Origin of the sequence: Chryseobacterium sp. G0162 (assembly GCF_003815715.1) — a bacterium.
In the GTDB taxonomy this organism is placed as follows: Bacteria; Bacteroidota; Bacteroidia; order Flavobacteriales; family Weeksellaceae; genus Chryseobacterium.
In genome coordinates, this window is record NZ_CP033922.1 from 5,024,132 (window position 1) to 5,039,316 (window position 15,185).

Sequence of the window (15,185 nt, forward strand, 5' to 3'; positions counted from 1 at the left end):
GGAATTTGTATTTTTGGCACGCAATTTGAAGATAAAGAAATTGTTAAACAAAACTTAAAAACTATTAAATAAAAACTTATGAAAAAGATTCTTTTTGGTCTTGCATTAGTAGCAGGTACTTTCTCTTTCGCACAAAAAACTTCAAGCAATACAGCTTCATCTTCTCCAGTTAGATTCGGGATTAAAGCTGGTCTTAACGTTTCAACTGTTTCTAACTATAATGCTAATTCAAAAGCTGGATTTTATGGAGGTTTATTCGCTACTATTCCAGTAGCTCAGGATTTCTCTGTACAACCGGAAGTATTATATAGTGGTATGGGTGCTAAATCTAAATATGATAGCAGCGATAAAATTAATCTAGATTATATCGCAGTACCGGTAATGTTCCAATATAACGCACTACCTAATCTATATTTAGAAGCTGGTCCTCAATTTGGATTCCTAGTAAGCGCTAAAGCAAAAGATAATAACGGTTCTTTAGATATTAAAGACGGATTGAAGACTTTTGATTTCGGACTTGGTCTTGGTGCAGGATATTACTTCACTCCTAACATCGGAGTTAACGTAAGATATGTTGCTGGATTAACTGATATCGTTAAAGACAGAATCGGTGGTGATTCTGCTAAAAACGGAGCATTCCAAGTTGGTTTAGCTTATAAATTCTAAGCTTTATCACTTAGCTTTAATAACAAACTTATAACCGGATTATGTATTTAATCCGGTTTTTTTATATCTCAGTCTAAAATTTATTTTTTTGGCAAGGAATTTGCGTATAGAGTATTAATTGTATCTGTTTTGAAAGTTTATTTAAACTCTATTTTTTTACTTTATGATTTTAAAATAAGAAGATAATTTAAAAATAAATTAAAATATTTTATCACATATTGATTTAAAGCTAAAAAACAGATAATGAAAGTATACATTTATATTTTCGCAATAAATAGAATACATTTTGATTTCAATAGAAAAAGTCAGGTTTACTTGTTAAATCTGACTTTTTCGCTTTTATATGATTTTTATCATTTCTGTCTCTTTGGCGGGACTTTTGATGCAGCCTGAGAGAAAATTTAAATTTTATAACCATGAAAAAAATATTCATAGGATTGGCATTTGCAGGAAGCCTTTTTATTAATGCGCAGGAAAAAACCAAATCATCCTCTCCTTCCCCTATTACTTTTGGAGTGAAAGGAGGATTAAATCTCTCTACTGTTTCTGAAAACAATAAATATAGTGAGTATCATGATGATGAAAATAAAATAAAAGCTGGTTTTCATGCTGGAGTCTTTGTTAATATTCCAGTGGCAGAAAAATTCAGTATTCAACCAGAGCTTCTTTTCAGCCAATTAGGGGCAAAAATAGAAGAGAGAGAAAGGTACCTTGTAGCTGATTACAGCTATAAAAGGGATTCGGATTATAAAGCAAACTTTAATTACCTTGTTCTTCCGGTGATGGTTCAATATAATATTCTTCCACAGCTTTATGTTGAGGCAGGTCCTGAGTTTGGATATTTGATGGGCGGAAGATTTAAAGGTGATGATGTAACTACAATCAGAAAGTCGGCAGGGAGCTCAACAGTTATCACTAAAGAGAGCATTTCTGAAAAATTAGACACTGATCTTTATAACAGATTCCAATTTGGATTAGGGATTGGTGCAGGATATTATTTTACTCAAAACTTTGGAGTAACAGCAAGATTTACTGCAGGACTTACCAATATTTTAAAGGATACTGAAGGGGATTACAAAATAAGAAACAATGCTTTTCAAGTAGGTGTAGCTTATAAATTCAAATAGATATTTATTATTTTTCGATGTAGGCCAGGTATTTTTTAATACCTGGTTTTTTGTTTTTGATGTAGAGATCTGGAAATTAAAAATTCTCAGCATTAAAGAAATAAAATTATTGCCAATTAAGATATATTATCCAAATAGAATAAATTTAACATAAAATTTATCATAAATACTCCTTATATATTGAAATATTTTATATAAAACAGGATATAATGATTCTTTATTTAATTGGAAAAACCCGTTGAAACAGCCTGTATATCTATGTTTTTTGAGTTTGGCAAGCATTTTGCAAAATAAACCGCGAATGGTTGAAAGACCATCAAGTAGTAAAAATTAAAAAATAAAAATTATGAAGAAGTTATTTTTAGGACTGGCATTAACTGCTGGAACTTTAGCCTTTGCTCAGGAATCAACAACTGTAAATACATCACCTCTTAAAAAAGATGCTCAACCTGTAAGATTTGGTATTAAAGCCGGAGGTAACTCAGCGTATTTCAGTGAGCAAAAATTCGGAATGAACAGCCAGAAATTAGGTTTCCACGCCGGAGCTTTTGTAAACATTCCTATCTCTAAACAATTCAGCTTCCAGCCAGAGGTATTATACAACCAAATGGGAGCAAGAGATGTAGCCTATTCAACAGAAGTAACTACAGGAGCAACTACTGTAAAAACTAAAGGAGAAAGTAAAGTAACAATGAACTATATTTCAGTTCCTTTAATGGTTCAGATGAGACCTATGGATAAATTCTATGTTGAAGCAGGTCCTGAATTCAGTTACTTTATCAACGGTAAAACTAAAGGAGAAGCTACTGTAGCATCTACCACAGGAGGAATAACTACAACTACAACACAATCTCAGTCTGATGATCTTAATAAAGATGATATCAACAAATTCAACTTCGGTTTAGGTCTTGGTTTAGGATATGATATCACCAATAACATTGGGATCAGCGCAAGATATGTTAACAGTTTAACAAAGATCGATAAGAGCAGACCAGCTGCTGAAAACAACAACAGAGTTTTCCAATTAGGTCTGAACTATAAGTTCTAATAAAAAATAAACCAATTTTTTAACTTCAGATGCAGATTTCTGCATCGCATAAAATAGCCGGAAGAATTTCTTCCGGCTATTTATATTTTGATGAAATAGCTATTGCAATATTGATGTATAATTTTATGTGTAGTGTCATTCTGAGTGAAATGAAGAATCTCTTTCAACCCTTTTGAGAACCCTTATTCAAATATTCTTGGGTCATCACTGATCACACCATCAATTCCCATACTTTTTAACTCGTTTAATCTTTCTTTAGTATTCACGGTCCACGGGATCACTTTCATGCCTAATGCATGACATTCTTGTACGAGTTTAGAGGTAACCAGTCTATGATCCGGACTATAAATAGTTGGGGTAAAGCTTAAAAACTTCATATCACCTGCTACTCCATTCAGATGATCCGGATATAATTTAAATTTTTCAACCGGAATATTTTTGAAATTCGCCCGTTGTTGTGCTAATTTTCTATCATTCACTTCTTCTACAAGTAAAGCGGTCATCATTTTAGGATATTCTTTATGGATGATCTCAAGGGTTCTGGGATCAAATGACTGAATAATTACTCTATCCTGAATTCCTTTTTCTATAATAATCTTCATCATCAGATTCACAAATTCTTTTGGCTCAGGATGAAAAATATGATCCGAGAAAGGACGTGTTTTTGTTTCAATATTATAATATGGTAGTGGCCTTTTCAACTCACGGGAATAACTTTCCACAGCATCTATTACCTCAGAAAAAAGAGGTTTCTGAACTTTCACTTTCTTTTGATCAGGATAATTTTCGAGTTTCTTCAATCCTACATCAAATGTCTGAATCTTTGCGTAGGGCATTTCGTAAATCTTATAGTAAAAACCTGAGTCTTTCGGAATATAGGTTCCATCTGGTTTGGTAATTAACTCCGGTGATAGAAATGAATCATGGGAAAGGATCACTTTTTTATCTTTTGTAATTGCCAGATCCATTTCAAGGGTTGTAACATTCATTTGTAAGGCATTTTTCATCGCCGGGATTGTATTCTCCGGATATAAAGATTTTCCGCCACGATGTGCCTGGTTATCGAAAGACTGTGCTGAATACAGTTGAGTGGCAATAATAAATATACCTGATAAAAATGCGTTCTTCATATTCCTGAAATTTTAATCTGATAAAATTAAAACTTACTGGTGTATTTTATAATACCGGAACATTAAGGTTATGCTACATTTTATGGCGTTTTGGAGTAAAAAAAGCAGACCGAATGGAGGCAAATATAATGAGACACGATTTCCCCGGAATGACATAATACAACAAAAAGAGCCAGATAGTAAATACCTGGCTCTCTATTATATGTAAGAAATATTTTAATTAAATAGTTCTACCTCCTCTCCTTTTCCTACTGGATATTCTTCTGTAAAGCATCCAAAGCAGTGATTAGAAGATCCTAAAATATCTTTTAGGTTGTCTATGCTCAAAAACTCTAAAGAATCTACTCCTAAATAGTTTCTAAGTTCTTCTGTAGACATATTTGCTGAGATCAGATCATCTTTTGACGGAGTATCAATTCCCAGATAACATGGAGCAATAATAGGTGGAGAAACACTTCTGAAGTGAATCTCTTTTACGCCTGCATCTTTTAAAATTTTAACTAACCTCTTAGATGTTGTTCCACGAACAATAGAGTCATCAATAATAACGACCCTCTTATCTTTCATTTCTGAAATAATAGGGTTTAGCTTAAGATTTACTACCCTTTCTCTCATTTCCTGTGTAGGAACAATGAAACTTCTTCCAATATATCTGTTTTTAATCAAAACTGGACGGAAAGGTATTCCTGAGGCTTTTGAGAACCCAATAGCTGCAGGAACTCCGGAATCCGGAACTCCAATTACCAAATCAGCTTCTACAGGAGCCTGGTCCCAGATCTTTTCACCGGATTTTTCTCTGATCTCATAAACATTGATGTTTTCTAAGGTAGAGTCAGGTCTGGCGAAATAAATGTATTCAAAAGAACAGATTCTCTGTTTTCCTTTGGCTTCATCCATCATATAAGAATGAAGTTTTCCAGGTTCATTTTCGTTAGTGTAAATGATTTCTCCAGGAAGAATATCGCGTACATACTGAGCTCCTACAGCATCTAATGCTACAGATTCAGAAGCCACTACATAAGAATTTTCATTAATCGCTCCTAAAACTAATGGACGAATACCATTAAAATCCCTGAAAGCAAAAAATTTATTTCTCGTCATTCCTACTACGGAATAGGCACCTTCAATTTTCTCCATAGTAGCTTTAATGGCTCCACGAAGTCCAAGATCAAGGTTTTTCTGAATTAATCTTAAGATCACCTCAGAATCGGAAGTTGCTCTGAAAACGACACCTTCAGCTTCTAATTCCTTTTTTAATTCTTTCGCATTGGTAAGGTTACCGTTGTGTGCTATAGAAAGTATAATCTGGTCATATTCGTTTTTGGCGAAAAATGGCTGGAAGTTATATTTCTTTTTATCTCCTGCAGTGGTATAACGGGTATGGCCAATTGCAGAATTTCCCATAAAAGTTTCAGGTTCCTGAATGTCTTTATAAACGTCTAAAACCAATCCTTCATCTTTCATGTTGGTAATTCTTCCATCTTTTAAAACGGAAATACCACAAGCTTCCTGACCTCTGTGCTGTAATGCAAAAAGTCCGAATTGTGAAAGAGAAAACGTATCCAGATCTTCATCTGAATAAAGTCCGAAGATTCCACATTCTTCATTAGGAGCATCTAATCTTTCCTCTTCCTGAGTTCTGAAGAGATTTCTCCCATAGACCTGGTTTTCAAACTGTTTTAAATATTCACTTTTATGAATGTCTAAACTTTTCATTTCTATTTTTTCTAATTATAGATCTTAGAAGTCAGATTTCAGATCTCAGACCAAAAGCTAACTTCAAATTTTAATTTTGTTTTAACTAACAAAGTATTTTCAGTACCAACATCTGAAATCTGGTATCTGAAATCTTATTTCTTTAAAAGATTTTTAAGACGGTTGTAGATCTCAACATATGCCTCTGTTACTTCTCCTAAATCTCTTCTGAATCTGTCTTTGTCCAGTTTCTTCATGGTATCTTTATCCCAAAGTCTGCAAGTATCAGGAGAAATTTCGTCAGCCAAGATGATTTCACCGTCAGAAGTTTTCCCTAATTCGATTTTGAAATCTACCAGGATGATATTGATTTTGTCAAACAGGTCGATAAGGATTTCATTAATGTCTGACGTTAATTCATACATTTCGTCAAGTTCCTCGTAAGTAGCAGCCCCTAAAAATACGGCGTGGTGATCGTTAATAAGCGGATCTCCCAATTCGTCTTTTTTATAGCAGATATCGAAGATGGTTACCGGCGATTTAATTCCTTCCTCTACTCCTAATCTTTGTGCCATACTTCCTGCAGAGTAGTTTCTTACCACCATTTCCAAAGGAATGATAGATACTTTTCTTACCAACTGCTCTCTTTCGTCTAATTGTTTAATGAAATGAGTTTTGATTCCTTTTTCATTTAAATATTCAAAAATAAGGGTTGTGATAGCGTTATTCATCTCTCCTTTAAGGTCAACCTGGCCTTTCTTTTGAGCATTAAATGCTGTAGCATCGTCTTTGAAACGTACTACTACTTCATCAGGATTATCGGTAGCAAATACCTGTTTTGCTTTCCCCTCGTACAACATTTCTTTCTTTTGACTCATAATTTTACTTTCTAAATTGTAGTTAGATTTATTGATTTACTTTATTATTATTCCTGTTAAGACAGCCAGTCCAAAACTTAACAATGTACCAATTAATACATATTCCGTAAGTTTTCTCTGTTTTGCCTGTGCAAGGTCGCTGAATCTGAAAACAGATTTGGCAGCCACCATGAAACCTACGCCTTCCCAGTGATTCACCATAATAAAGGTAAATACCAGCAGACGTTCTAAAATTCCGATATATTTTCCGGCACTTGATAAAGATTCGGTTTGGATCGTGTTGGGGCCATCCGGAGCAGGTGTCCAGGATGATAGCAGGATTTTGATAAAAATAGACGCTGGTGTTGTCAGAAACAAAGCTGCCATGAGTATCTTTAAAAATTCCTGATTTTGTAAAAAGGTGAAATTATATTCAACGAAATAGAATGACACTCCCGCAATCACTAAGACATGAAGCATCTGATCGATGAAAAACCATCTTTTTTTTGTTTTTATAGTTTGGAAACTAAGTTTAGCAGCATCAATGATGAAGTGAGTAACTCCCACTAAAACTGCCACCCACCAAAGCTGCAGATCCCAAAGAAGAATGAGGCTTAAAACAATGTGAATCAGAACATGAAAGTATAAATACTTACTTTTTAGTTTATAGTTCTCCTTATCAGCAACCCATGCATTTGGCTGAAGTATAAAATCTCCGAGTAGATGTGCCAATATGAGTTTGATAAAGATCATGCCTATAGTTCTGATATTTTCTTTCTGAAATACTGATTGGTTTCCACGATGAGCTCATAGTTGGCTCGTTTCAGTCTCTGGCTGATAGAGGACTGTGAAATAGCAAATCTTTTAGCAAGATCTTCCTGGGTAATATCCTGATTCATAATCATTTCATGAATGATTTCAGAGGTGGCCATAGTCCAGTTGTCAAAATCCTTGGATGACCATTTCAATAAAATATTGAGATCCCTGTCTACAGAATCGTTTGATGTTTTTATAGCCACCGTATGCCCATCATTCTTCAAGTCATTCAGAAGTCGTCCGGAATTCACATAAGCAGTACCGTTGGATTCGGTGATCTTTTCAGAAGAAAAGCTTTCTTCTCCAATCCCTATGGCCATTCTTACATCCAGATTTTCCTGACTCTTAATAAGTGATTTTATGGCTAGAAAATGCCAGAAAACAGAGTCAATACTGCATTTGAACTGAAACTCATCCCCTCTGTAGATCTCCCATGTGCCAGGAGCGCTTCCCCAGGTTTCGAGAAGATTTTTAAGCTTGGTAATCCAAACTTCAGTGTCTGCATGTTGTGAATTTATAATATCACCGGTAATGACCGCTATCATACTGCAAATATAAGCATAATTACTTATAAATAAAAAATATAAGCCGAAACACTTATAGATATTGATTATTAGTGAATCTGCTTATATCGATTATGTAGTAAACATAAGGTTTTTAAGGCTTTAGATAAAACTAAAAAATAATAAAAAGACAAAGTAAAATGAAATAAATTCATGTAGAATTGAATATTAACTCAAATTTTCTACTCCTTTTTTATTTAAGAAGCTGTTTCCTGCTATCCGTTCATACTCCTCGCCCCTGTCTTTTCCTGCTGCCTGCTGTGGGGTAACCGCTGCTATCAGGGCTAATTAACCTGGCAAGGTTAAGACTACAATCTCAAAAAAATAAAACCTAACAGGTTTCAAAAACCTATTAGGTTGGGTATGATTAAAATATTAGTTACTATTTCTTAATAAACTGCTGCACCTGATCATCCAGTCTTAGAATATAAATTCCTGTAGGAATCCCCTGTACAGAAATATTTTTCTTATTTCTGAACGGTTCTTTCTCTGTATAGATTACTTTCCCTGAAAGATCGATGATCTGAGCTGTTTTTATCTTTTCAGTTTCCCCATTTACAAAAAGGTTGTCATACACCGGATTCGGGTATATCTTTAATGTTTTGTCTACAGAAGTGATAAGCTCTGAAGTTGATAAAGTTCCCAGGTTCTGACAATAGTTGGCTGCGTAAGAATCCCATTCACTGATCGTAAATGTACTATTGGGTTGATTGACCGCATTTTTCCTGTACAATGAAACATTTCCATTGCTATTCGAGGTATATTTAATTCCAATCGCATCTATAGTAACAGTTTTGTTATAGGCAAGTTCTACATAATTTTCTCCTCTGAAGGTCATAGCATCGGAAGCTGTTACAAATTTAGCCTGATCATTGGAATAACAGGATAAAGCAGCTTTGGGATTCAGGATGACAAAAGTTTCATTATTTCCTATTTTACCTTCCAGTTCATAAGTATCTGCATGATAAAATGTACCTGTAGGGTTTTTAAGGTGTACATTGATCCTGTAATTGTTCAGGTTTACCTCATGTCCGGTTTTATTGACAATTTCCAACGCATTATTGCTGACTGTATTATTATTAGTTCCGGAGATATATTTTGTAATTATCAGATCTTTAGCATAAGAATCCGAGGGTATTGTACTAGCGGTCACCGTATTACTAAATGGAGACTCAAGATATCCTTTATCAAAAGCTTTTACCGTAAAGGTATAAGTGGTAGAGGGATCGAGGTGATCTATACTGATTGAACTTCCTTTGGTAGTTGCAACAGGTACTTCAGCACCATTCATATATATTTTATACCCTAATATATCAGTATCTGGAGAAGGGGTCCAACTCAAGTTAATAAAATAGGCATTTTGCTGAGGAGAATTCAGTGCTCCCGGAGCTGTAGGTGCAATAGCATCCGGAGTTTCAGACCAGATCATATCAATCCATTCTGGATGATCAATGAACGGGTTCCTGTTTTTCTGTATGGCATATACAGCATTATTTCTATCAATTTCTCTCTGCGAGACTGGGTCCATTGCACTCCATTGTTTTAGCATGGCAACATAAGGAAGATCAATTGCTCTCTCTTCGGTCCCATCTAGCGGACATTGGTCTGTAGTTGGATTTATGGTTGCGGAGGTACTGTATGCTGTATTAAACGAACCTAATTTACCTTCATATCTTACAGCGAAATACAGTAAAGTTCTCGCTACATCTCCTTTGAACTCATCAATAGGCTCATACACTCGTCCTGCATAAGGATAATTAGGGATTGCTGCTTTGGATATCTTCGAAGTGTTAGTGAAGGTATAATAATTGGTAGTACCTGCTATACCATAAGGATAGTTATTTCTTAACTGATTGATTCTTGCGTCTGCAGGAATAATAAAGTTCAAATCTGAATACATGGGATAATCACTGATCTTTGAACTTGTACTGAAAGTACTCTGCGGCATCATATGCTCTCTGTTATACCCCATTCCTTCCTGACCAGCTGTTCCGATCAATTGGTCTACCGTATATTCATAAGCATCGGGCCCTGAAGGTATTTCTGAGTAGATATCCAACAGGTAGGTAGTGTTGGTAGCAGTATGATCGTAATATTTATCAAGATCAGTCTGTCCATACAAAGCTGGGAGGTCTCCATAATGCCAGTTCACATTGTTCGCTGAAATAATATCATGAATCTTAGATTTCAGGGCATAACCGGTTAATCCGGCAGTACCATTATAATATCCGGCAGGAGCCTGCGCCGATATATAAGATGAAATCAAAATAATAGGAAGTAGAACTTTTTTCATGCCTTAAAATTGGGCAACTAAATTAGTAAAATAAAATACGTAAAACTTTGAATATTTTATTAAGAAAACATTAATTCTTGAAATATAAAAAATTGGAAATTAAAATATTGACATGATATATATTATGGATGTGATAATTTTTTTTAGCATTCCGTCAATTTGGTTATCTTTGGGAACTAACTATTATCAATATGAATACAGAGACAATTGACAACATCAAAATGATAGCGGAGACAGCTAGAGAATTTGCAGAGAAGAATATCCGACCGAATATTATGGAGTGGGATGAAAGCCAGACTTTTCCAAAAGACTTATTTCACCAGTTGGGAGAAATGGGCTTTATGGGAATTGTAGTTCCTGAGCAGTACGGAGGTTCCGGTTTAGGCTATCACGAATATGTTACTATCCTGGATGAAATTTCTCAGGTAGACCCGTCTATTGGTCTTTCTGTAGCAGCGCACAACTCTCTTTGTACAAATCATATTTATGAGTTTGGAAATGAAGAACAGAGAAATAAATGGCTTCCTCAGTTAGCTTCCGGAAAAGTAATCGGAGCTTGGGGATTAACGGAGCATAACACTGGTTCAGACTCAGGAGGAATGTCTACCACTGCAGTGAAAGATGGTGATGACTGGATCATCAGCGGAGCCAAAAACTTTATTACTCACGCTATTTCAGGTGATATCGCCGTAGTAATGACCAGAACAGGTGAAAAAGGGGCTAAAAATAACTCTACCGCTTTTGTTTTAGAAAAAGGAATGCCTGGATTTACTTCCGGTAAAAAAGAAAATAAATTAGGAATGCGTGCTTCTGAAACCGCAGAATTAATTTTTGATAACGTACGTGTGCCGGATTCTCATCGTTTAGGTGAAGTAGGTGAAGGTTTCAAACAGGCTATGAAAATTCTTGACGGAGGTAGAATTTCGATCGCTGCATTAAGTTTAGGAACAGCAAGAGGTGCTTACAAAGCGGCTTTAAAATATGCTAAAGAAAGACATCAGTTTGGAAAATCAATTTCTGAATTCCAGGCCATCAATTTTATGTTGGCTGATATGGCTACGGAAATTGATGCTGCAGAGCTTTTGATCCAAAGAGCAGCAACATTGAAAAATGCTAAACAGAAAATGACAAAAGAAGGAGCTATGGCAAAATTATATGCTTCTGAAGCTTGTGTAAGAATTGCTAATAATGGTGTTCAGATCTTTGGAGGGTACGGATATACAAAGGACTTCCCTGCTGAAAAATTCTACAGAGACTCTAAGCTTTGTACCATTGGTGAAGGAACTTCTGAAATCCAGAGATTGGTCATCGGAAGAGATATTACAAAATAATTTTAACCCTCATACAAATGATTAAACAGGCACTTTTAGGTGAGTTTCTGCACGAAGCTGAAAACACCAGAAAAATTTTGAAAGCAATCCCTGACAGCGCTTTAGACTGGAAACCATCTGAAAAAAACTGGACAACCGGTCAGCTGGCCTCTCATATTGCAGAAGTTTACAACTGGTACAACCCAACCTTTAATCAGGATGTCTTTGACATGGGTAAATATCAGTATGATAAAGGTGATATTTCCAAAGCTGAAAATATTGTAGCAAAATTTGAAGAAAATGTAGCTAAAGCACAAAAGGTTTTGGAAAACTCTGATGAAAGCACTTATTTTAATGATTGGAAAATGGAAGTGAACGGAAACGCAATTTTTCCCGCTTCTCCAAGAGTTCAGGTAGTAAGAGGTTTTCTTTATAATCATTTGTACCATCACAGAGGTGAGTTGGTTGTTTATTTAAGGTCAACCGGAAATAAAGTTCCTGGACTTTATGGTCCCACTGCTGATGATGTGAGATAACCGATAATTATTATAATTAATAAAAAATGACATGCATAATTGATGCATGTCATTTTTTCATTTTGAGACATTATTGTTTTACGTATATTCAATGTATTGCATAATATACTGAACGAATGTTCTAAAATTTTCTTAAAAATTTTTGTTTTTCGTAATATAATTTTTATTAATTTCGATATACCATAATAAAAACAAATATTTAATATGAAAAGACAATTAACCCTACTTGGGATGCTTCTCATTACAGGAGTTTCATTCGCACAGACTGACCGCCTTTGGTCTCAAGAAGTTTCAAAAACATCCTCAGGGATTTTTGAAAACAAATCCGGAATCCGAAGTCCTAAATTATTCAGCTTGAATATTAATGGATTGAAAAATGCTTTAGCAAAAGCTCCGAAGAGATTGGCTGTCGGCGAAAAATCAGAAGTCATCATTTCATTTCCGAATTCTGATGGAAGAATGGAAAACTTTAAAGTAAAAGAAAATTCCAACTTCACTCCCGAATTAGCAGCCAAATACCCAGACATTAAATCTTATGTAGGCCAGGGACTTGAAGATCCTAACTCAACAGTGTATTTCAGTGTTTCTTCATTAGGACTATCATCCATGGAAATCTATGGTGATAAATCAGCAGTCTTCATTGAGCCTTATGCTAAAGATCTTTCTACGTACGTTGTTTACAAAAAAACTGACAAAAATGATGATCTTAGTAAATTTGAATGTACGGTAATAGATGTTGCTAAAAAAGGAGTATCCAATGCAAGTGTTGCAGCAAGACCTAACGCTGACGACGCAAAATTAAGAACATTCAGATTAGCGTTATCTTGTACAGGAGAATACACTGCTTATTTTGGTGGAACAAAAGCTCAGGCTTTAGCTGCTATGAATAACACAATGACTCGTGTAAACGGTGTTTTTGAAAAAGATTTCGCAGCAAGAATGGTTCTTATTGCGAACAATGATGCTGTAATTTATACCAATGCTTCTACAGATCCTTATTCTGCAGCATCCGGAATGAGCAGCTGGAACTCCCAACTACAAAGTACCCTGACATCTGTTATTGGAGAAGCCAATTATGATATCGGCCACTTATTCGGAGCTACCGGTGGTGGTGGAAACGCAGGATGCATAGGATGTATCTGTACCAATGGTTCAAAAGGAAGCGGTTATACTTCCCCTGCAGATGCCATTCCATCGGGAGACAACTTTGATATCGATTATGTAGCTCATGAAATGGGGCATCAGTTCGGTGGAAATCATACTTTCTCAATGAGCAATGAAGGAACGGGTGCTAATATGGAGCCAGGATCAGGGTCAACAATCATGGGATATGCCGGAATTACCAGCCAGGATGTTCAGCCTCACTCTGACGCATTTTTCCACGCGATAAGCATTCAACAGATCACCAATAATATTAAAGCTAAAACCTGTTCAGTCAATACAAATACAGGAAACTCTATTCCAACAGCCAATGCAGGTTTAGATTATACCATTCCAAAAGGAACTCCATTTGTACTGACCGGAACCGGAACTGATGCAGATGGAGATTCGTTAACCTATATCTGGGAACAAATGGATAATGCATCCTCTTCTCAAACCGGAGCTAGCTCTGCAGCCAGTGCAACAAAAGCATCAGGACCTAATTTCAGATCATGGGCACCTACAACCGTTCCTACTAGATATTTCCCAAGAATGGCCTCTATTCTAACTGGAGCTACAACTACTGCAGGTACCGAAATTACCGTGGAAGCACTTTCTTCTGTAGCCAGAACATTAAATTTCAGGTTTACTGTTCGTGACAACAAGGCCGGAGGTTCTGGAAACAATTCAGATGATGCTGTAATTACAGTGAACAGTACTGCAGGACCTTTTGCTGTTACTTCTCAGAATTCAGCAATTACTTATACAGGGGGAAGCTCACAAACCGTAACATGGGATGTAGCAGGAACTACAGCAAATGGAGTAAACACTGCCAATGTGGATATTCTTTGGTCTACAGATAGCGGAAATACGTGGACTACCCTATTATCTGCAACGCCTAATGATGGTTCACAAGCTGTAACCATTCCTAATACATCTACTACTACAGGAAGACTTATGGTAAAAGGCTCCAATCACATTTTCTTTGATGTAAATAACGCAAATATTACTGTAAATGCAGGATCCGGAACACCTGATACGATTGCTCCTACGGCACCAACCCTTGCGGCTTCAGGAACTACTTCTACAAGTACAAATCTTTCCTGGTCAGGAGCTACGGACAATGTAGGAGTGACAGGATACGATGTGTATTTGGGAGCTTCGTTAATCGGTTCTACAGCTTCCACTACTTATACTGTGACAAGTTTAACTCCATCTACTACTTATAGCTTCTCCGTGAAAGCAAAAGATGCAGCAGGTAATGCATCATCTTCAAGTAATACAGTGAACGTTACAACACTTGCTGGTGGAGGAAATGTAACTTACTGTTCAGCTTCAGCATCCAATACCGCTGATGAAAGAATCGGTAAAGTACAATTCGGGACTATCAACAATACTTCAACGGGAACAGCAGGATATGAAGACTTTACCTCTATCTCTACCAATGTAACGAGAGGAACTGCCTATACGCTTTCTATCACTCCGTTTTGGGCTTCTACTAAGTACAATGAAGCTTATGCTGTTTATATTGATTATAACGGAAACGGAAGTTTTGCAGACAGTGGCGAACTTGTTTGGTCTAAAGCAGGTTCTACAACAAGTCCGGTTACAGGATCAGTAACTATCCCTTCAACAGCAACTCTTGGTTCTACAAGAATGAGAGTGATGATGAAATATAGTTCAATTCCTACTTCATCTTGTGAGGCTTATACTTACGGACAAGTTGAAGATTATACAGTTAATATTGTTTCTTCAGGAAGAGGAGAGCTTTCCAATACGAAAGATCTGATTACAGATATTAAATTATACCCTAACCCGGTAAAAGATATCATGTATATCTCCAATACAACTTCTGAAGATTACAAAATCTTTGACATGGGTGGAAAAGTAGTTGACTCAGGAAAACTTCAGAGAGGATCTGTGAATGTAAGCAATTTGATTAAAGGAGCTTATATGATCCAAATTGGAGAAATTTCTAAACGATTTGTTAAAAACTAATCACCA

At 35.9% G+C, this 15,185-nt stretch carries 12 protein-coding genes; 6 read left to right on the forward strand and 6 right to left on the reverse strand.

Features of this window, described 5'->3' with window-relative positions; all coding sequences use genetic code 11:
• Window positions 1–78: 78 nt before the first annotated feature.
• The 3 genes from EG344_RS22520 (at window position 79) to EG344_RS22530 (ending at window position 2,841) form a co-directional block, all read left to right on the forward strand.
• A complete protein-coding gene (locus EG344_RS22520; RefSeq protein WP_123855821.1) occupies window positions 79–666 on the forward strand; it encodes a porin family protein in 588 nt (195 codons plus the stop codon).
• A 416-nt stretch (window positions 667–1,082) separates the two neighbouring features.
• The gene (locus tag EG344_RS22525) at window positions 1,083–1,793 is read left to right on the forward strand and encodes a porin family protein (RefSeq protein WP_123911528.1); all 711 of its coding nucleotides are present in this window, start codon (window positions 1,083–1,085) and stop codon (window positions 1,791–1,793) included.
• 346 nt (window positions 1,794–2,139) lie between these two features.
• A complete protein-coding gene (locus EG344_RS22530) occupies window positions 2,140–2,841 on the forward strand; it encodes a porin family protein (protein ID WP_123911529.1) in 702 nt (233 codons plus the stop codon).
• Window positions 2,842–3,023: 182 nt separating this feature from the next.
• Here EG344_RS22530 and EG344_RS22535 read toward each other — a convergent pair whose 3' ends face one another.
• From EG344_RS22535 to EG344_RS22560, 6 genes are all read right to left on the reverse strand, one after another.
• Window positions 3,024–3,971, reverse strand: coding sequence for a glycerophosphodiester phosphodiesterase family protein (locus tag EG344_RS22535; RefSeq protein ID WP_123911530.1), 948 nt, complete (start codon window positions 3,969–3,971; stop codon window positions 3,024–3,026).
• 216 nt (window positions 3,972–4,187) lie between these two features.
• Window positions 4,188–5,687 carry an amidophosphoribosyltransferase gene (purF, locus tag EG344_RS22540; RefSeq protein WP_123911531.1) on the reverse strand — a complete coding sequence of 500 codons (1,500 nt, stop codon included), beginning with the start codon at window positions 5,685–5,687 and terminating at the stop codon, window positions 4,188–4,190.
• Between the two features lie 134 nt (window positions 5,688–5,821).
• Window positions 5,822–6,544, reverse strand: coding sequence for a phosphoribosylaminoimidazolesuccinocarboxamide synthase (gene purC, locus EG344_RS22545; RefSeq protein ID WP_068943250.1), 723 nt, complete (start codon window positions 6,542–6,544; stop codon window positions 5,822–5,824).
• Window positions 6,545–6,580: 36 nt separating this feature from the next.
• Window positions 6,581–7,276 (reverse strand): DUF3307 domain-containing protein, encoded by a 696-nt coding sequence (locus EG344_RS22550; RefSeq protein ID WP_123911532.1) that lies wholly within the window; start codon window positions 7,274–7,276, stop codon window positions 6,581–6,583.
• 2 nt (window positions 7,277–7,278) lie between these two features.
• Window positions 7,279–7,884 carry a SatD family protein gene (locus tag EG344_RS22555; protein WP_066692550.1) on the reverse strand — a complete coding sequence of 202 codons (606 nt, stop codon included), beginning with the start codon at window positions 7,882–7,884 and terminating at the stop codon, window positions 7,279–7,281.
• 400 nt (window positions 7,885–8,284) lie between these two features.
• Window positions 8,285–10,195: an endonuclease gene (locus EG344_RS22560; RefSeq protein WP_123911533.1), complete on the reverse strand. Its 1,911-nt coding sequence runs from the start codon at window positions 10,193–10,195 to the stop codon at window positions 8,285–8,287.
• Window positions 10,196–10,386: 191 nt separating this feature from the next.
• Here EG344_RS22560 and EG344_RS22565 point away from each other — a divergent pair, with 191 nt between their 5' ends.
• The 3 genes from EG344_RS22565 (at window position 10,387) to EG344_RS22575 (ending at window position 15,179) form a co-directional block, all read left to right on the forward strand.
• Window positions 10,387–11,526, forward strand: a complete 1,140-nt coding sequence (locus EG344_RS22565; protein ID WP_123911534.1) for an acyl-CoA dehydrogenase family protein — start codon at window positions 10,387–10,389, stop codon at window positions 11,524–11,526.
• Window positions 11,527–11,543: 17 nt separating this feature from the next.
• Window positions 11,544–12,041 (forward strand): DinB family protein, encoded by a 498-nt coding sequence (locus EG344_RS22570; RefSeq protein WP_123911535.1) that lies wholly within the window; start codon window positions 11,544–11,546, stop codon window positions 12,039–12,041.
• Window positions 12,042–12,245: 204 nt separating this feature from the next.
• On the forward strand, window positions 12,246–15,179 hold the full coding sequence (locus EG344_RS22575) for a reprolysin-like metallopeptidase (protein WP_123911536.1): 2,934 nt from the start codon (window positions 12,246–12,248) through the stop codon (window positions 15,177–15,179).
• Window positions 15,180–15,185 lie beyond the last annotated feature (6 nt).